The sequence below is a fragment of the Methanothermobacter sp. genome (assembly GCF_030055425.1).
In the GTDB taxonomy this organism is placed as follows: domain Archaea; phylum Methanobacteriota; class Methanobacteria; order Methanobacteriales; family Methanothermobacteraceae; genus Methanothermobacter.
Genome location: NZ_JASFYE010000003.1, coordinates 129,653 through 146,467, shown reverse-complemented (window position 1 = coordinate 146,467; position 16,815 = coordinate 129,653). Strand labels below are relative to the sequence as shown.

Sequence of the window (16,815 nt, the reverse complement as noted above, 5' to 3'; positions counted from 1 at the left end):
AAAGCTTTAAAATATTATGACAAGGCATTAAAAATAAATCCGGAATATGCAGAAGCATGGAACAACAAAGGAATAATACTAAAAGAACTTAAAAAATACAAAAAGGCGCTAAAATGCTACAACAAAGCCCTAGAAATAAACTCTGAACTTATAGAAGCATGGAACAACAAAGGAACAATCCTCCAGGAGCTGGGCAAATATGAAGAAGCACTAGAATGCTACAACAAAGCCCTAGAAATAAACCCAAAAAGCATTGAAACATTAACTTACAAGGGAATAACATTATCCAAAATCGGCAAATACAAAAAAGCCCTAAAATGCTTCGACAAAGCACTCAAAATAGACCCAAAAAACAAACTATTACACAAAACCAAAGCAGCACTTCACAAAAAACTTAAAAACCAAGAAAAAGCCTGATGTTACAACCTCGAAAATGTCGCAATGATGACCATACTACTAACACCAGGTGGTCTGCCAACATTCATCACCTACACATTACTAACAGGAGACACAGAACCAATACAAAACTATCTTGAAATACTATCAAGACAGTCAGACGGATGGACCCGTAGAATGGTAAATGAGTATAGAGAAGCCGTAGATACTCTAAGGGCGGTTAGCAGTGGTAGTGTTGGTGGCGATCCCGACGATATAGAAAGGGCTATAAATAATTTAGGTAAATTCATGAGGGATGAATGGGAGCTGTTCAAGGAGGCTTTAAAGGATGGGGATGTTGTGGGCGCCATAAAACATGGAGGCACTATAATAGGCACCGGGATGGGCGTTGTGGCCCTGTTAACATATGAGAATCGCGAGGCGATAGAGGCATGCATACTAGAATTCAAAAACTACCTGGAAAAGAAGTTGAGAGAGGCTGGAGCATGAATCCCTTTAAGAAGATAATGGATTGGATGGCCAGGGGAAAAGCTGGATGGCGCCTCAGCGGGGGCCGATCAAGCCTAAAACAGGGAAAATACAAAGAAGCTCTTAAAGAATTCAGGAAAGCCCTCAAGGCGAGTCCAAACGACCCGGAAATCTTGCACTATAATGCAATGACACTACTAAAACTCAAAAGATCAGAGAAAGCCTTAGAATGTTATGAAAAAATCCTCAAAAACAATCCAAAACTAGCAGAAGCATGGAACAACAAAGGAGTAGTCCTTAAAGAACTTAAGAGATATGATGAGGCATTGGAATGCTATGAAAGGGCACTACAAATAGATCCAGAAGACGATGGAACATGGAACAACAAAGGAGCGCTCCTTGACACAATCGGTAAACCTGAAAAAGCAATAGAATGCTATGAAAAAGCCTTAGAAATAAACCAAAAAAATGCAAAAGCATGGTATAATAAAGGTAACGGATTACGCAGTCTTGGAAAATATGAGGAGGCATTGGAATGCTATGAAAAAGCATTACAGATAAACGCAGAATTCGTAGAGGCATGGTACAACAAAGCACTAATTTTTGAAGAACTTAAGAGATATGATGAGGCATTGGAATGCTATGAAAGGGCACTACAAATAGATCCAGAAGACGATGGAACATGGAACAACAAAGGAGCGCTCCTTGACACAATCGGTAAACCTGAAAAAGCAATAGAATGCTATGAAAAAGCCTTAGAAATAAACCAAAAAAATGCAAAAGCATGGAACAACAAAGGAGTAGTCCTTGAAGAACTTAAGAGATATGATGAGGCATTGGAATGCTATGAAAAAGCCTTAGAAATAAACCTAGAAAACGACGAAACATGGGCTAACAAGGGATTACTCCTCAGAAAACTTGGAAAATATGAGGAGGCGCTGGAATGTTTTGAAAAAGCCCTTGAAATAAACCCAGAATTCGCCGATACATGGGAATGGAAAGGGATAATCCTGGAAGACCTCAAAAAACCAGAGGAAGCCCTGAAATGCTACAAGCAAGCCCTCAAACTAAACCCCCAAGACAAAACACTATGGTACATGCAAGGAAAAACACTACAAAAACTTGGAAAACACCAAAAAGCCAAAAAATCCTACAAAAAAGCCCTGAAAATAGACCCACAATACAAAAAAGCCAAAAAAACCCTGAAAGAACTCCAAATGAAAGGCTAAAGTCACTCCCGGGTAATAGCACAGCAAACCTTTGAAGGCTTAAAGAACAGCGAGAGAAAAGCCTTCAAGGGGCCTTATTAGCCCAATACAACCCGCCCCACACAATCCCATGACCCTTGTTGAAATCATCAGTTATGACCTGATGGGTCAGGGCCTCATAGGAGTTAACATAGCAGCATACGCAACAACAATAGCTACATAAACTCCAAACTCAACAACATTACAGGTAGCATCAAAGAATTTATCGTGGAACATCAAACATATATTTCAATGGATATTGGTAATCTTTTGCTTTTGGCTTTTGGGAGGTGTGTTAGCAAGGAGGGTAGTGTAGTACTTCAGCCACTTGGGATGTGTATTAATTATGGGTAACGCTATACTTACTGTTAGGGATCATTATCTCCCAGAGGAATATTGGAAAAATATATTGCATATCATCGTACAGGTTCATGGTTATGAGATCATTACTGGAATAAACCCCCTATTGCTCTATTGGAAAGAAACCTTGGAACATGAAAAAGAGGATAAGAACCTTATCCAGCGTAATTTTTCTGATAATTGGATCCGGCTTCTCACGGGTTCTGGTGAATTCTCTCCATCATCATAGCTTACCTATTACGAAATAACCAGAATAAGCATGACACTTTATGTTCACCGGTTCTCCTCACCAGCTGATTCTCCAAGCCGGTAGGCCTCAAGGGCTGCGTAGGCAAGCCCCAGGACCAGTGGCCCAACTATGAACCCGGCAACACCCCATACGACCGGCCCCCCAAGGAAACCCACAAGGAATATCATGGGGTGTATATCAGCATACTTACCTGAAAGCTTTGGCCGGAGGTATATGTCGATTGTACTGAGGAATATCCCGAAGATGAGGACCAGGACACCCCTGAGGATATTCCCGGTAACAAAGTCATAGATGGCAAGGGGCGTATAGGCCGCCCATGGACCTATAACCGGTATGAGCTGAAATATCCCTGTTATTATACCCAGGAGTATCGCGTAGGGGTAGCCCAGGAGGTGAAAGCCGACCCCTGCCATGATACCTATGAGGAGTGCTGTGAGGAAGTGGCCATAGAATATGCTCATGAGCACACGTTCTGTCTCAGAGGCCATCCTCCCCATGAAGGGCCTGGCTTCAGGGGGTATGAGACCCCTTATATATGAAAGGAGCCTTTCACCATCCCTTGCAAAGTAGAATGTTGATGAGAGGAATATGAAGAGCTGCAGGGCTATCATGGGGACTGACTGTATCACATCAATCACATAGTTGAGGGATCCGCTCAGTATGTCGGTTAGAATACCCCTCAAAGCCCCCAGGGTGCCCCCTGAACTCTGGAGCTGTCCCGGAAGGTTGGGGATATCAAAGCCCCTTGCGAGGGTTATGAGTGAGGGGGTGGAGTTTATGAGGGAATCCACGGTGAAAACCACTATACCCACAAGGGGCATTATAACAACGACCATGGCTATGATTATGGAGACCGAGAGGTAGGGTATCCTCTCATTTATCCTTAAAGCCACCGGCCTTACAATATAGGCGAATACCGCCCCCAGGAAGAGCATGGTCCAGATGGGATAGATTACAATGGCCGATAGAAGTATAAGTGCAAGTACAAGGAATGAAGTGGATGTGATGGTGCCCCTGAGCTTCTCTATCATGAAACCACCAAATTACCAGCTGATTCTCCGGCCGGCAGCGTCCCTTCTGTACCTGCCGAATTCACCGACACCCCGTAATTCATGGTCCCAGAAGACAGGGCCCTCGGCACAGACCCTCCACCCGGTCCCGTCAACGCAGCACTGTCCGCAGATACCCACGGCGCACTTCATGTACCTCTCAAGGGAAAACTGGGCAGGTATCCCCCTCTCATCAAGCACCGCCTTCACATGGAACATCATGGGCTCTGGACCGCACACAGCCGCCATGTCATATTTTCCACCCATTTCAGAAAGGCGTTCATGTGCAAATCCCTGAAACCCGCAGGTTCCATCATCTGTACATGTATGGATATTAACACCTGCATTCTCGAGTCTCTCGGTGAAGAGAAGCTCATCTGCTGTCCTTGCAGCCACAACCGCATCCACATTCATGCCCCGCGCCACAGCCTCCTCTGCAAGGGCTGCCAGGGGGGCCATGCCTATCCCGCCGCCCACAAGGATCAGGTTTCTCCCCATGAGTTCAAAACCCCTCCCATAGGGGCCCCTGATCCCCAGAAGGTCTCCTTCGTCCAGTTCATGAACCGCCGATGTGAATTCGCCAACCCTCCTTATGGATATGCCGATCTCAGACCTCTTATGGTCAATGAGTGAGACTGACATGGGTTTCTCGTTGCTGAAATTCCAGACCATGACGAACTGACCGGGCACTATTTCGCTCCTGAAGTCCCAGTCAAATATGAAGGTCCTGACGGTCTCAGATTCCTCAACTATCCCCTTAATTTCAAGAACCTCTGGAACATTTCCCATGAAATCACACCCCCTCATGGGCAAGGCCAACCATCTCATAAACCGATGAGAAGCCCCCCTCAATCATGAACCCCTCAAGGCCCCTGCATATTCTCATGAAGATCTCGGGGCCATCATACATTATGGCTGTACCCACCTGAACGGCCACTGCACCTGCAAAGAGAAATTCAACCGCGTCCCTGAAGTCCCTGACGCCACCGGCACCAATTAGCGGGATCTCAACATTGCGGTAAACATCATAGACGCACCTTACAGCCACGGGCTTTATGGCGGGGCCAGACATTCCCCCAAAGGCATTTGAGAGTACAGGTTTTGCTGTTTTTATATCGATCTTCATCCCGGGGCCAAGGGAGTTTATGAGGGTCAGGGCATCTGAACCTGCATCCTCGGCGCTTTTTGCTATCTCAACGATGTCTGTAACGTTTGGTGTGAGCTTGGTGGATACCGGCACAGCCACGACATCCTTTACAGCCGAGACCACCCGGAATGTCAGACCGGCATCCTGTCCTATGGAAGCCCCGCAACCCGCCATGGCATGGGGACAGGACACATTGAGTTCGATCATATCCACGTACTCCTCCACTGAAGCCGCCACCCTGGCAAATTCCTCCGGTGAAGACCCATAGATGGATGCTATGAGGGGCACATCATCATCCACGCCCCTGAGCTCCTCTTTAAATGCCTCAACCCCTGGATTTGATAGGCCTATGGCATTTATGATCCCACCGGTAACCTCGACCGTGGTGGGGTTTTTATAGCCCTCATTGGGTTCCAGTGAAAAGGATTTGGTTACAACGGCCCCTGCACCTGCACGGTAGACCCTGTTGAGGGATGACGCCATGCTCCCCATAACTCCCGCAGCAAGCATGGTTGGATTCCTGAGCTCAATATTACATATCCTGGTCCTCAGCATGAAAAACACCTTCTAAATATATTTATAGTCACCACCTATAGATGTACCCCTATGAAGTGTTATCTCGCAGGCTGCGTTGCTGGTTTTGTTGCCTTCACTGAAGATCTGAAAGTCATAGATTATGAAACTTTCCCGCTGGATGAGGTGGCCAGCAGGCTCAAAGAATCACAGATGGGAGGTATCACACCTGAGGAGAGGAGGATGCTTGAAAGGCTCCTTGATGAATATGATGAGGTTGTTGTTGAGGCCGAACCATCACCTGCATACTCTGAATTTGGTAAAATCAGGTTCGAAATGCCATCAGCCGCCGGAGTCCATCTTAGGGAGAACCTCGATGAGATACTGGAATCAATCACTGATATCCCCCCATCCAGGTTCATACATAGCGCCCTCATCTCGGCAACCCGGGAAAAACTGAGGGAGTCTCTCAGGGAATCCGACAGGTTCCTCATACAGGCCATAAATGCCCTTGATGAACTGGATGAGGAGATCGGGAAACTGATAGAGAGGCTGAGGGAATGGTATTCCCTTCACTTCCCTGAACTGGATGGTGTGAGGAGCCATGAGCAGTACGTTGAGCTGGTTGCCAGGTACGGTGACAGGGACAGGATACTTGAAAATTTCAGGATGGATGTGGAGGAAAGCATAGGTTCAGATATCAGCAGCGAGGACCTCCATATCTTCATGGACCTTGCGGAGAGTATCAGGAGACTCCAGAGGCTGAGGCAGGACACCGAGAGGTACATTGACCTCAAAATGGAGAAGCTCGCCCCCAACCTCAGGGCACTTGCAGGTGCGAATGTTGGTGCAAGGCTTATTGCACATGCAGGTGGTCTCAGGGAACTTGCCATGCTCCCCTCATCCACTGTACAGGTCCTTGGGGCTGAGAAGGCCCTCTTCAGGCACCTCAAATCAAATGCGAGGCCACCCAAGCATGGTGTGATATTTCAGCACCCGTCCATACGGTCATCACCATGGTGGATAAGAGGCAGGGTTGCAAGGCTTCTTGCCGGTAAAATAGTAATTGCGGTGAGAAAGGATGTTTTCAGCGGGGAATTCGATCCGGAGATCATTGAAAGTTTCAATGAGAGATTCGAATTCATAAAAAATAAAAACAAGAAACCTCCCGTCAAAAGGAAGAGGTTCCAGAGGAAAAGATGATCAGAGTGGAGGGTGTGTCCAGTGAAACGTGTTAAGGGCCTTGATGGTGTTTTTATGATGAATGACTCGCTCCTCACAGTGAACCCCAATCCCGGTGTGAGGGTATATGGGGAGAAGCTCATAGAGTGGGGTGGCCGGGAGTACCGGGTCTGGGATCCCAGGCGATCCAAACTCGCCGCTGCCATTCACAATGGTCTCAGAGGCTTCAGCCTGAAAGCAGATTGCAGGGTACTGTATCTTGGGGCTTCGGCCGGAACAACAGCCTCACACATCTCTGATATTGTGACAGACGGCAGGGTATACTGCGTTGAATTTTCACCCCGGATGATGAGGGAGCTTCTGGAAGTGTGCAGTGCCCGTATGAACATGCTGCCTCTTCTCGAGGATGCCTCAAGGCCCAGAGATTACCTCAGGATAGTTGAGGCTGCTGACCTTGTCTACTGTGACATTGCACAGCCAGACCAGACCCGGTTGTTCACCGAGAATATGGAATATTTCCTGAGGGATGATGGCCACGGTCTCATAATGATAAAGGCCAGGAGCATAGATGTTACAAGGAGCCCCCGTAAGATCTTCCGTGAGGAGGTCAGGAAACTCAGGGACTCAGATTTCCAGGTGATGGATCAGGTGGGTCTTAACCCCTACGAGAAGGACCATATGGCGGTTCTTGTTAAAAGAAGTGATTGAAATTCATATGATTTTTTAACAGATTTTTAGTAAAAAAGGTATATATTGGGTTAGTTACATAATTTTAATCCCAACTGAAGGCCATAATTTCACCTCCGGGTTATTGTTGCAACACAATAACCTGGAGTGAATAACTCCATTTTCTGATTTCTGCTGAAAATGAGTGAAAGCATTATTTAGGCTTCCTCAAGAATTTCGTTCCTTCTCTTCAAGTTTCCCTGCAATCTCATCAATTATGAGGGATGCAAGGTCATCCTTGCTCATTACAGGAAGTTCAAGTATTTTATCAGAGACTATGATGGCCTTGTTACTGTCTGAGCCGAACCCCTCAACTGAGACGTCATTTGCAACGACGATATCCACACCAGCCTCCTGCATCTGCTTCTCTGCAGATCTGATAAGTTCCTCCCTGGGGACATCATACTCGGCCTTGAATCCAACAATAAGTGCTTTGGGGTTAAGTTCCCTTGCAATTTTTATGATCTTGGGGTTTGGTTTAAGTGTGAGTGTGAGCTCTCCATCTGAGGATATCTTCCTCTCTGTGCAGGTGGGTCTGAAGTCAGCGACAGCTGCAGCCGATACGAATACATCATGTTCCCCTATAAGTTCACTGACTGCTGATACCATGGAATCCGCTGTCTCAGCCCCTATAACTGTGAACTGCTGGGGGATATCCACTGATACGATACCCGCCAGGAGTGTAACGTCGGCCCCCTCAATGTATGCTCTTCGTGCAACCGCAAGACCCATCTTACCTGAACTTCTGTTTGTAATGCCCCTCACTGGATCTATTGGCTCATATGTTCCGCCAAGGCTTACGAGGACCCTTTTACCCCTCAAACTCTGCTTTGAGGTCTGCCTCATTGCCTCCAGTACTATCGTGTTGATATCCGGAAACTTGGCCTTCCCCTCATCCATGCGGGGCTCAACAAAGACAACACCCTCATCCCTCAGCCTTCGTATGTTTTCCTCTGCGGCGGCATACATGGCCTCGTGCATTGATGGGACCATAACTATGGGGGTCCCCATCCCTGATGCCGTGAGGAGAAGGGATGATATGGGGTTGTCGGCCAGCTTAAAGGCAAGTTTACCTATGATGTTGGCGGTTGCAGGGGCCACCAGGATTAGGTCCGCGTCGGCGTACTTAACGTGCTCTATCTCCCCGGTAAGTTCAAGGATGGGTTTGCTTCCTGTGGCAAACTCCATTGCATAGGGATGTATTATCCTGCAGGCGTCCTCACTCATGAAACAGGTGACACTGGCACCCTGCCTTCTCAGTTCCCTTGCAAGTTTAACCGCCTCAATGGCGGCAACACTTCCTGTAACGCAGAGTACGATCTCCATTCCATCCCCATCATGTGTCATCTATAACAACAACCGTTTTCTCTCCGGTCAGCATTTCTATTATCTCGTTGAGGGTTTCAAGTTTCCCTGGAACCCTCCTTGCATCCTCCCGCATAACCCTGATCTTGAAGCGTTCCTCGCCGTCCTTTCCAAATACTATGTTGATCCCTGAAATCCTTGCAGGTGCAAGGACATCCTCTGCAACTGATTTTAGGTCAGAGTTCTCACCGACCACCCTCACCTTCTTGCCCAGGGCCCTTGATATTGCCCTTACGATTTTACCGCCCTTACCTATTAGTTTTCCGACCTCATCAGACTCTGTTATGATTATAACTATTCCATCAAGGTCTATGGCCCTTTTAAATCCGAGTTTTCCCTCTCCAATCCTGTATAGAACCTTTGAGATCTCCAGTTCAGTCTGACTTACCTCCCCTGTTTTAAGTTTATTTTCACAGCCCTGACATAAAATTCCGCTTTTAAGACAGACATCGCATATTGGCAATACCATTCCTTCTTCCTCCTTTTCTTTAGTGATTACCGTGGTTATCGTAAACGAGGCCACACTGTAAATCCCGGTTTAAAAACCCAGTACAGTCTTTAAACCTCTGGAGATAAAATAAAAAGAGCCCATTTAGTTATCACTGCAGTGACCCTTATAATTTAATAATATTTTGGTAAATATAAATTTATAGTTTTGGTGTGTCACCTAAAGAAAGGAGGTGGAGTTAAATAAACCTGAAGCTGTTCACGATGAGGTCGAAGTTCTTCCTTTCAGCATCAAACCTCTCAGCCGGGGCTGTGCAGAGTATCACATAGACCCTTCTGTTGTTATGTATCCAGATGGCCCTCTGCTTCTTCTGCACCCCATCAAGGACAATGTAGACATTCTCTATTGCCTGGTAACCACCTATGGTTGTGTTTGTCTCTGAAACCCTCCTGTAACTGGAGTTGGTGAACAGTGCATCATAGTTGTCCCTGTACATATCATAGAGGTTACCCTTGAGTTCCCTTGACTGGATCACAACTGAGACCTGTGCAAGTCCAGATGAATCAACTGATGCCGGGTCCCCAACGGCTGCGATTGTTTCGTTTGCCAGTGAATTGGCTGTCACCCAGCTGGATGGGTACTCAAATGAAATATTGTTCCCTGAGAACCTTTTGGTCTGGTTCTCTGAGTTACTGTCAGGTGATGTGCATCCTGACACCGCAACAACCATTACTATGAAAAGGATGAGCCAGTGTTTCCTCATGCAGTTTCCTCACTCTCATGGTGATGATGGTGGATTCTCCCCTCCACCGGTCCCCTGATTATCGGGGTTTGTTGGAGTTGTGGGTGTTGAAGGCTTTTCTGGTGTTGTTGGAGTGGTGGGTGTTGTGTTGGTGGGGGTCCTGTTTGTGGTGTAGGTTACAGTCACATTTTTAACTGTGTTGTTGAAGGAAGGGAATGCAGTTTCGTTCACGGTAACGGTCCCTGTAACAGGGGTTTCCTCCTTCAGGTTCATGAAGTACAGCCCGAATCCTGTTCCAAAGAAGAACGCCGCCACAATTATTATGGCACCTATGAGCGACAGATTCAGACCCCTCCTTCCCTTAACCTCCTCTGTCTTGACGTACCTTCTGACGAGTTCCTCCCTCTCCTCTTCCTCCTTCTTTTTCCGTGATTCCTTCACCCAGTGGTCGAGGGGTTTTTCCGGGGTTTTCTGTCCCTGAAGCCGCCTTATGTTTTCAACTGCCTCAATTGTTTCAAGTTCCTTGGTGTACTGTTCCTTCAGTTCAGTGTATTCCTTCCTTGAAATATTACCCTCTTCAAGGTCCCTTTCAAGTTTCTTAAGCTGTCTCAGGAGGATTTTCTTATCCTGACTAATCATAATCATCTCCTGATAAATCAGTGATAATCAACTGGATCTATATTGAACAGCCGGGTATATATAATTTATATGGCATGGAATATCAACCAGACACCCATTAACAGGGGTTTATACTGAAGTCTGGTGCGGTCCCTGAAAAATCAAAAGAACTATTCATGAACAGTTTCCTCTGGATAGGACCCCAGAATTTTAAAGAATGGTGTTCTATCAGCTATACAATCAAGCAAATCCATGATGACGGCGTCCTTTCTGTGTCCCTCAAAATCTATGAAGAATATGTACTTGCCAAGCCCCCTCTTTGAGGGCCTGGACTCTATCTTTGTGAGGTTCACACCATGCTCTGCAAAGAATCCCAGGACCTCATAAAGCCCCCCTGGTCTGTCCTCTGCCAGTGAAAATACTATGGAGGTCTTGTCCCTTCCTGTTGGCTCATGGTCATTCTCTGAGAGGACTATGAACCTTGTGAAGTTGGGGTCAAAGTCCTGTATGTCCTCTGCGATCACATCAAGGCCATAGATATCAGCTGCTCTCAGGGTCCCTATCGCCGCAAGTTCCCGTCTCCCCACTATCGTCCTGGCTGCTGCCGCTGTGCTTGGTGCTGAATGTGTTGTGACCCCCAGCTTCTCCAGGAATCGCCGGCACTGGGCAAGTGACTGGGGGTGTGAGTAAACCTCCCTTACCTCCCCCAGGGATACACCACTGTTGACAAGGAGGTTGTGCCTAACCCTCAGTATTATCTCCCTCTCTATGCACAGATCATATTCCCATACCAGAAGGTCAAGTGTTACCCCAACAGGTCCTTCAATTGAGTTCTCAATGGGTACAACCCCCCTTGAAGCCTTACCTGATGCCACTGCCCCCAGAACCTCAAGTATGGAGTCAAAGGCCAGAAGTTTCTCACCAATATGGAGTGCCGCCTCCTCTGTGAATGTCCCCTCAGGCCCAAGGTAGGCTATGGATTCCCCTGCCATCAGTAAAGGCCCCCATCCAGGTAGTTGTTTATCCTGTCTGTTGTTGCCTGGTAGAATCGCCTCACCGTGGCCTTGCCGTCCCTGTAATCTGCGAGGGTTGCCGAGACACCGAGGTGTACAAGGTGCCTTATGAACTCCTCGGCTGTCTCCCTGTCATCCACATCGATGACCGTGTCCTCGTATGCGGCCTCCCCATCTGCTATGGCCTTTATCCTCTCAAGCATGGGGTATATTATTGCCTCTCCAAGGCGGTGGGCCCTCTCAAGGGTCTCCTCATCTGACTCATCCAGTTCATAGGCCTGGAACCCCTCCCTTATAACCCTGCTGAAGAAGAATGGCCTCCCGAAGTCAAAGGGGTAGCTGAAGGCATATGCAAGTTCCCGTGCATGTGCCTGGGATGAAGTGTACTTCAGGGGAGGTAACTCCATGGAGGGGTCCTTCATGACAACCCCCTCCCTTCCCTCCCTCCCCAGGGTTCGTATTATGTCTGCAACCTCCTCCGCAGCATCCTCCACAGGGTAAATTCCAAATAAACGTACGGGTGGAAGACCATAGGATTCAAGAAGGTCCCTCTTCTCCTTTATTGGGAGGGGTCTGTTGGTGTTCTTCTCCCTGAGGTCAAAGACCCTGAACCCCAGGGGCCCCACCTCAGGGTAGTCCTGTGAGACATATGGATTGTCCCTTCCAACCATCTCACCGCATACAACAAGGTCCGCATGGTCAGAGAAGAACCCGTCAAGGTCCATGAGTTCCAGCGCCTTCCTGGTTGTGAAGGGGCATATATGGCCTCCCCGTGTGAGTGCAACCGTATCACCTGATGAAAGGAGTGTTATGCGGACATTGTAACCGTTCATCTTCTCCTCCACTGCAACGCTGTCCCTGAAGTGTTCCATCAGGGTGGGGTAGAGTAGAAGTGTCCTCCTGATCTTCGGGAATCCCCGGATGACCTCAACCTCATCTCCAGTGTAGATCACCGTGCCCGCCTCAAGGTCCATGAGGGACTTTTTAAAAATTAAAGCATTAACACCTCCCTCTTCAGTGACCCTGATGGCGCCCCTCTCAAGCCCATCTTTCAGCCTTGCAGATGGAATCCCTGTTTTCTCTGTGACCTCATGGAAAGGAATGTCTGTACTCATCAGATTCACGCTGATCATTCAGTAAGCATGTGTCTTGGGTTTATTCAAAAAATAAAGGATTAGAAGACACCCTCTATCTCAACTATGAGGTCAAGGATGTCCGTCTTTGTAACTATACCCTCAAGTTCGCCGTCCACCACAGGGAAGCCGCCATAACCTGTCTCCATCATCATTGATGCGAGATCAGTTACCGGAGTATCTGCCTCAACGGTTCTGACGTTCTGTTTCATTATATCCTCAACCAGAAGGTTTCTTATCCTTGAGGATTTGTGTTTATCCGGGACCACCTTCCTGAAGTTTATAACTGCACGTGTCATGTCCTTTGCGGTGAGTATACCGGCAAGTTCCCCCCCATCCATTACCAGTAGACGTCCTATGCCTGCATCAATCATCATCCTCCTTGCATGGACAGCCCTCTCCTGGGGGGACACCGTTATCATCTCTGTGCTCATCACATCGCCTGCAGTGTACCTCTCATAGGCCCTTCCCCTGCATATATCAAGGAGGTCTGATTTGGTCACGATTCCCAGTATCTCGTCATCAAGGATAACAGGCAGGCTTCCTATGTTGTTCTCGAGCATGAGGCTTGCTGCGTTTCCTGCGTCCATGCCCGGATCCGCGGTTATGAGTTCCCCTGTCATGACCGTTGAGACATGGAAGTGGGATGGGGCCATGTTTCCGTACCTTGATGATCCCAGTTTTATTGCTATATCCTTCTCGGTGACTATCCCCACAAGTTCCCTCTCATGTTCGCTGTTTGTGTTGATGACAAGGAGCCTTGATACGTTTTTCTTACCCATTAATCGAAGGGCGTCGCAGACGTTCTGGTCCTTATCGATGCAGACAGGATCCTCTGACATGATATTTTTAATTATCATACTCTCCACCTACTGTATCCCGCTTATTATATCTGTTTTTGTTATTATTCCCACCAGTTCATCATCCTCAACAACTGGCAGTCCGCTTATACCGTTATCAAGCATCACTGAAGCCGCGTCTGATGCATCGGCTGATGGTTCGACTGTTATGACGTCCTCGGTCATTATATCGCCGGCAGTTAGCATTGCGATTGTCCTGACCCTCTTCTTCTCCTCGGATGCACGGCTTATGAAGTAGACCCTTTCAACAGGTATGCCCCTCTCAGGGTCCTCAAATGTTGCAAATGAGAGGTTCTCAGATGTTATTATCCCCTCAACAGCCCCGTTCCCGGTTACAACAACCCTTGATATGCCGTTCTCCTCCATGACATCTATAACATGGGCAAGTGTATGGTTGGCTGTCACAGTTTTAACGTCCCGGGTCATTAAATCCTCAACCTTCCATCTGCCGGCACACCGGTCCTTGAAGAATCTGAGAAGATCCCTCTTGGTTATGATGCCTGCAAGTTCCTCCCCATCCATCACAAGGAGTGAGCCTATTTTCTTCTTGAGCATCAGGTCGGCGGCTTCCCTTGGAGTGGCGTTGATATCCACGCTGATGGGGTTCTCGTTCATGACCCTTCTTATTGATATCTTATCTATGGGTCTCCTCTTCCATGCTGGTCCATCAATTCTCAGCTTCCTTGTTATGTCCGTCTCTGTGACGATACCTGCTGGTTTCCCCTCGGAGTCCACTACGACTACCCTGCTTATGCCGTGCCTTAACATGAGGTTCCTGGCGTATGCAACCTGCTGCGTGTCTTCCATGACAAAGACTTCATCTGTCATTATACTTCCAACGTTCATGGGACCACCTAACCTGTTATTGCCCTAAGAAGGTCGCTCTCTGTTATTATTCCCCTGAGGTTTCCATAGTCCACCACCGGCAGACCACCAATTCCATGTTTCTCCATGATCTCACAGACCTCTCCAAGGGTGGTTGTTGATGTGACGGTGCAGACCTCCCTTTCCATGATTTCAGTTACAGGTGTGGCGAGAACCTCCTCTGCACTGTTGGTCTTCATTGAGTTGAATGCCTGGTTCCTTCCAAGGAACTCGAGTATATCTGTGGAGGTAACAATTCCAACAAGTTTTTCATCCTCGGGATGGGGTGTCCTTCGCTCCTCACCAACAACGGGTATCCTCCTGAGCCTGTTTCTTACCATTATCTTTGAGGCCCCCTCTATCGGTGTTCCGGGTGTTGTCGTTATGACATCGGCTGTCATGTGATCCTCGGTGACCTCATCGATGAATACACCTGCCATGAGGAGCACGAAGTCCCTCTCGGATACTATACCTGCTATTCTCCCCTCATCATCCACAACCGGCAGGGCGCCGACACTGTTTTCCAGCATCATGGTAACCGCATCTGATATGGAGTCCCTGGTGGTTATGTGGATGACATCACGTGTCATTATACTCTTAACCGGTTCGTTGACTGCTGCGAGGAAGTTATCATCGTATTTGTTATCCAGGATCTTGAATTTATCTCCCCCTCCTAAAAAGTCCAGGATGTCCATGGCCGTTACTATCCCCTGGAGCTTCCCTGTTCCCGGGTTTGTTATGGGAAGCCTCCTGAATTTGTTCTTAACCATTATCTCCGCTGCTTCCTTGATGGTGGCTGTCTGTGGTATGGAAATTACTTCCTTCCCGGCGATTGTCATGACATCGCCTTCATGGTCGAAGTTTCTGCTCTCGAATTCAATGGGACCACGGTCCCTAGACTTTACCAGGTTTATGGTGTCTTTTTTTCTCATTTACACACCTCTCTGGGAGATATACTTACATGAAGTAAGTATCGTTATTACCCAAACTAATATTTTTAATAAAAATTAATTTCTCGTTGATGGGACTTTCAGGTTTCATCAAGCCACCATTTCACTTGATATATGCTTCCAGGACGTCCTCCCTGGACACTATACCCAGAAGATCTGCCTCCTTCACCATGCTGGGGTCCCTCTTCACAAATACCGGGTTCTCAACCACGGGGATCCTTCCAATATCCTTCTCCAGCATGAGAGAGGCGGCCTTTTCAGAAGGAGTATCCGGTGTTATGGCAACAGGGGGTGTCTTCATTATCTTCTCGACCGCCACGGATTTTACTTCACCTGATTCCCTGTGTATCCTTGCATGGCCGTACCTCAGAAGGTCCTTCCTGGTTATGATGCCTATCATTTTACCATTCTTCATCACAGGAAGGCCTGAAAACCCTGATTCATCCATAAGATCCCATACAGCTGAAAGCTGGTCGCTGTGTTCACATGTAACAGGGTCTGGGGACATTATCTCACTTACAGGGCTTCTGACCGGCTCATAGCCATTTTCAAGGAAGCCTGATATGAGGTCTATGGCACTCAGTATTCCCACAAGCTTCATGCTGTCGGCTGACTCAACAACAGGTGCCTGTATCTCACCGGCCTTTAAAAGGTCATATGCTGCCCTCATCACATCCATCTCAGGGGTCAGGATAACCTTTGGTTTTTCCATTATACCCCTTGCCTCAAGATTTGACTTGGTTGCTGTGATGTTGAGCACATCACCCCTTGTTATAAGACCCCTCAGTTTCTCCCCCTCAACCACAGGGACGCATCTGAAATCCTCATCCCTTAGAATGGATCTTACTCTCGTGGCGGCAGTTTCAAGTGAGACTGAGACGGGATTTAAAGTCATTACGTCTCTTACAAACAAATCATTCACCCTCTAGGTCCTCTTTACACTCCTCACATATGTATCTACCATCATACTCCTCAAGGTACTCCTCATAGTTACCGCAGACCTCGCACACGCCGGGGACAGACCTCTCATTCTCAGGTTTCAGAGCCCTGTTCTCCTCAATCCTTGCATTCTCAACAAGGATCTCGGTGAGTTCAGGGGCGACCATCATAACGTCAGAGGATGTCAGTATCCCCACCAGTGCACCGTCCTTAACCACAGGGAGTCTCCTTATACTGTTCTTTGCCATCAGCCTTGCGGCGTCACTGAGTTCCCTTTCAGGTTCTATGCTTATGAGGTTGCGGCTCATTACCTCGCCAATTGTAACCTTGCTGGCAGCCAGGTCCTTGGAAACCACCTTCCTTATGATGTCACTCTCTGTTATGAGTCCTTCAGGTTCGGAGTTGCTCTTCACAATGATGCTTCCGACCTTCTTTTCTGTCATTATCGATGCTGCTTCTGCAACGCTGATGCCAGGGTCTGCTGTTATAACATTCGATGTCATGGCATCATGGACTGTAACCTTTGTTTCCATTTCCATCTGACA

At 47.7% G+C, this 16,815-nt stretch carries 20 protein-coding genes; 6 read left to right on the top strand and 14 right to left on the bottom strand.

The window, feature by feature from the left end; genetic code table 11:
• The first annotated feature begins 33 nt into the window (after positions 1-33).
• From QFX39_RS09010 to QFX39_RS04510, 4 genes are all read left to right on the top strand, one after another.
• Entirely contained in the window at positions 34-417 is a 384-nt protein-coding gene (locus QFX39_RS09010) for a tetratricopeptide repeat protein (RefSeq protein ID WP_367185384.1), read from the top strand.
• A gap of 27 nt (positions 418-444) precedes the next feature.
• Entirely contained in the window at positions 445-885 is a 441-nt protein-coding gene (locus tag QFX39_RS04530; RefSeq protein WP_300477818.1) for a hypothetical protein, read from the top strand.
• Complete coding sequence (locus tag QFX39_RS04525; protein WP_367185383.1) at positions 828-2,093, top strand: tetratricopeptide repeat protein; 1,266 nt, start codon at positions 828-830, stop codon at positions 2,091-2,093. Before QFX39_RS04530 ends, QFX39_RS04525 begins: the two co-directional genes overlap by 58 nt.
• Positions 2,094-2,457: 364 nt before the next feature.
• The gene (locus tag QFX39_RS04510) at positions 2,458-2,700 is read left to right on the top strand and encodes a hypothetical protein (RefSeq protein WP_300477816.1); all 243 of its coding nucleotides are present in this window, start codon (positions 2,458-2,460) and stop codon (positions 2,698-2,700) included.
• Positions 2,701-2,744: 44 nt separating this feature from the next.
• Here the strand turns inward: QFX39_RS04510 and QFX39_RS04505 are convergent, their stop codons facing one another.
• From QFX39_RS04505 to QFX39_RS04495, 3 genes are read right to left on the bottom strand one after another with little or no spacing between them, the layout of a single operon-like run.
• Positions 2,745-3,752, bottom strand: a complete 1,008-nt coding sequence (locus QFX39_RS04505; protein ID WP_300477814.1) for an AI-2E family transporter — start codon at positions 3,750-3,752, stop codon at positions 2,745-2,747.
• 12 nt (positions 3,753-3,764) lie between these two features.
• Positions 3,765-4,559 (bottom strand): dihydroorotate dehydrogenase electron transfer subunit, encoded by a 795-nt coding sequence (locus tag QFX39_RS04500; protein ID WP_300477812.1) that lies wholly within the window; start codon positions 4,557-4,559, stop codon positions 3,765-3,767.
• A gap of 4 nt (positions 4,560-4,563) precedes the next feature.
• Positions 4,564-5,472 carry a dihydroorotate dehydrogenase gene (locus tag QFX39_RS04495; protein ID WP_300477810.1) on the bottom strand — a complete coding sequence of 303 codons (909 nt, stop codon included), beginning with the start codon at positions 5,470-5,472 and terminating at the stop codon, positions 4,564-4,566.
• Between the two features lie 51 nt (positions 5,473-5,523).
• On the opposite strand from QFX39_RS04495, the gene QFX39_RS04490 reads away from it, so the two are divergent.
• A complete protein-coding gene (locus QFX39_RS04490; RefSeq protein ID WP_300477809.1) occupies positions 5,524-6,633 on the top strand; it encodes an NOP5/NOP56 family protein in 1,110 nt (369 codons plus the stop codon).
• A gap of 12 nt (positions 6,634-6,645) precedes the next feature.
• A complete protein-coding gene (locus tag QFX39_RS04485) occupies positions 6,646-7,320 on the top strand; it encodes a fibrillarin-like rRNA/tRNA 2'-O-methyltransferase (protein ID WP_300477807.1) in 675 nt (224 codons plus the stop codon).
• A gap of 186 nt (positions 7,321-7,506) precedes the next feature.
• Here the strand turns inward: QFX39_RS04485 and coaBC are convergent, their stop codons facing one another.
• The 11 genes from coaBC to QFX39_RS04430 form a co-directional block, all read right to left on the bottom strand.
• The gene (gene coaBC, locus QFX39_RS04480) at positions 7,507-8,664 is read right to left on the bottom strand and encodes a bifunctional phosphopantothenoylcysteine decarboxylase/phosphopantothenate--cysteine ligase CoaBC (RefSeq protein WP_300477805.1); all 1,158 of its coding nucleotides are present in this window, start codon (positions 8,662-8,664) and stop codon (positions 7,507-7,509) included.
• Between the two features lie 10 nt (positions 8,665-8,674).
• The gene (locus QFX39_RS04475) at positions 8,675-9,172 is read right to left on the bottom strand and encodes a transcription elongation factor NusA (protein ID WP_300477804.1); all 498 of its coding nucleotides are present in this window, start codon (positions 9,170-9,172) and stop codon (positions 8,675-8,677) included.
• Positions 9,173-9,389: 217 nt separating this feature from the next.
• Positions 9,390-9,914 carry a PsbP-related protein gene (locus QFX39_RS04470; protein ID WP_300477802.1) on the bottom strand — a complete coding sequence of 175 codons (525 nt, stop codon included), beginning with the start codon at positions 9,912-9,914 and terminating at the stop codon, positions 9,390-9,392.
• A gap of 15 nt (positions 9,915-9,929) precedes the next feature.
• Positions 9,930-10,532 carry a hypothetical protein gene (locus QFX39_RS04465; protein ID WP_300477800.1) on the bottom strand — a complete coding sequence of 201 codons (603 nt, stop codon included), beginning with the start codon at positions 10,530-10,532 and terminating at the stop codon, positions 9,930-9,932.
• A gap of 149 nt (positions 10,533-10,681) precedes the next feature.
• Entirely contained in the window at positions 10,682-11,503 is an 822-nt protein-coding gene (gene pheA / locus QFX39_RS04460) for a prephenate dehydratase (protein ID WP_300477798.1), read from the bottom strand.
• The gene (locus tag QFX39_RS04455; protein WP_300477796.1) at positions 11,503-12,639 is read right to left on the bottom strand and encodes an RNA ligase; all 1,137 of its coding nucleotides are present in this window, start codon (positions 12,637-12,639) and stop codon (positions 11,503-11,505) included. Before QFX39_RS04455 ends, pheA begins: the two co-directional genes overlap by 1 nt.
• Positions 12,640-12,698: 59 nt before the next feature.
• Positions 12,699-13,517 (bottom strand): CBS domain-containing protein, encoded by an 819-nt coding sequence (locus QFX39_RS04450; protein ID WP_300477794.1) that lies wholly within the window; start codon positions 13,515-13,517, stop codon positions 12,699-12,701.
• Positions 13,518-13,526: 9 nt separating this feature from the next.
• Positions 13,527-14,363, bottom strand: coding sequence for a CBS domain-containing protein (locus QFX39_RS04445; protein ID WP_300477792.1), 837 nt, complete (start codon positions 14,361-14,363; stop codon positions 13,527-13,529).
• A gap of 8 nt (positions 14,364-14,371) precedes the next feature.
• A complete protein-coding gene (locus tag QFX39_RS04440) occupies positions 14,372-15,313 on the bottom strand; it encodes a CBS domain-containing protein (RefSeq protein WP_300477790.1) in 942 nt (313 codons plus the stop codon).
• A gap of 121 nt (positions 15,314-15,434) precedes the next feature.
• Positions 15,435-16,253, bottom strand: a complete 819-nt coding sequence (locus tag QFX39_RS04435) for a CBS domain-containing protein (protein WP_300477788.1) — start codon at positions 16,251-16,253, stop codon at positions 15,435-15,437.
• A complete protein-coding gene (locus QFX39_RS04430; RefSeq protein ID WP_300477786.1) occupies positions 16,246-16,809 on the bottom strand; it encodes a CBS domain-containing protein in 564 nt (187 codons plus the stop codon). The genes QFX39_RS04435 and QFX39_RS04430 overlap by 8 nt, the downstream gene beginning before the upstream one ends.
• Positions 16,810-16,815: the final 6 nt, after the last annotated feature.

Coding starts and splice junctions, on each gene's coding strand:
- QFX39_RS04530 (WP_300477818.1), top strand. CDS start 445: ATGACCATACTACTAACACCAGGTGGTCTGCCAACATTCATCACCTAC.
- QFX39_RS04525 (WP_367185383.1), top strand. CDS start 828: ATGCATACTAGAATTCAAAAACTACCTGGAAAAGAAGTTGAGAGAGGC.
- QFX39_RS04510 (WP_300477816.1), top strand. CDS start 2,458: ATGGGTAACGCTATACTTACTGTTAGGGATCATTATCTCCCAGAGGAA.
- QFX39_RS04505 (WP_300477814.1), bottom strand. CDS start 3,752: ATGATAGAGAAGCTCAGGGGCACCATCACATCCACTTCATTCCTTGTA.
- QFX39_RS04500 (WP_300477812.1), bottom strand. CDS start 4,559: ATGGGAAATGTTCCAGAGGTTCTTGAAATTAAGGGGATAGTTGAGGAA.
- QFX39_RS04495 (WP_300477810.1), bottom strand. CDS start 5,472: ATGCTGAGGACCAGGATATGTAATATTGAGCTCAGGAATCCAACCATG.
- QFX39_RS04490 (WP_300477809.1), top strand. CDS start 5,524: ATGAAGTGTTATCTCGCAGGCTGCGTTGCTGGTTTTGTTGCCTTCACT.
- coaBC (WP_300477805.1), bottom strand. CDS start 8,664: ATGGAGATCGTACTCTGCGTTACAGGAAGTGTTGCCGCCATTGAGGCG.
- QFX39_RS04475 (WP_300477804.1), bottom strand. CDS start 9,172: ATGGTATTGCCAATATGCGATGTCTGTCTTAAAAGCGGAATTTTATGT.
- QFX39_RS04470 (WP_300477802.1), bottom strand. CDS start 9,914: ATGAGGAAACACTGGCTCATCCTTTTCATAGTAATGGTTGTTGCGGTG.
- QFX39_RS04465 (WP_300477800.1), bottom strand. CDS start 10,532: ATGATTAGTCAGGATAAGAAAATCCTCCTGAGACAGCTTAAGAAACTT.
- pheA (WP_300477798.1), bottom strand. CDS start 11,503: ATGGCAGGGGAATCCATAGCCTACCTTGGGCCTGAGGGGACATTCACA.
- QFX39_RS04455 (WP_300477796.1), bottom strand. CDS start 12,639: ATGAGTACAGACATTCCTTTCCATGAGGTCACAGAGAAAACAGGGATT.
- QFX39_RS04450 (WP_300477794.1), bottom strand. CDS start 13,517: ATGATAATTAAAAATATCATGTCAGAGGATCCTGTCTGCATCGATAAG.
- QFX39_RS04445 (WP_300477792.1), bottom strand. CDS start 14,363: ATGAACGTTGGAAGTATAATGACAGATGAAGTCTTTGTCATGGAAGAC.
- QFX39_RS04440 (WP_300477790.1), bottom strand. CDS start 15,313: ATGAGAAAAAAAGACACCATAAACCTGGTAAAGTCTAGGGACCGTGGT.
- QFX39_RS04430 (WP_300477786.1), bottom strand. CDS start 16,809: ATGGAAATGGAAACAAAGGTTACAGTCCATGATGCCATGACATCGAAT.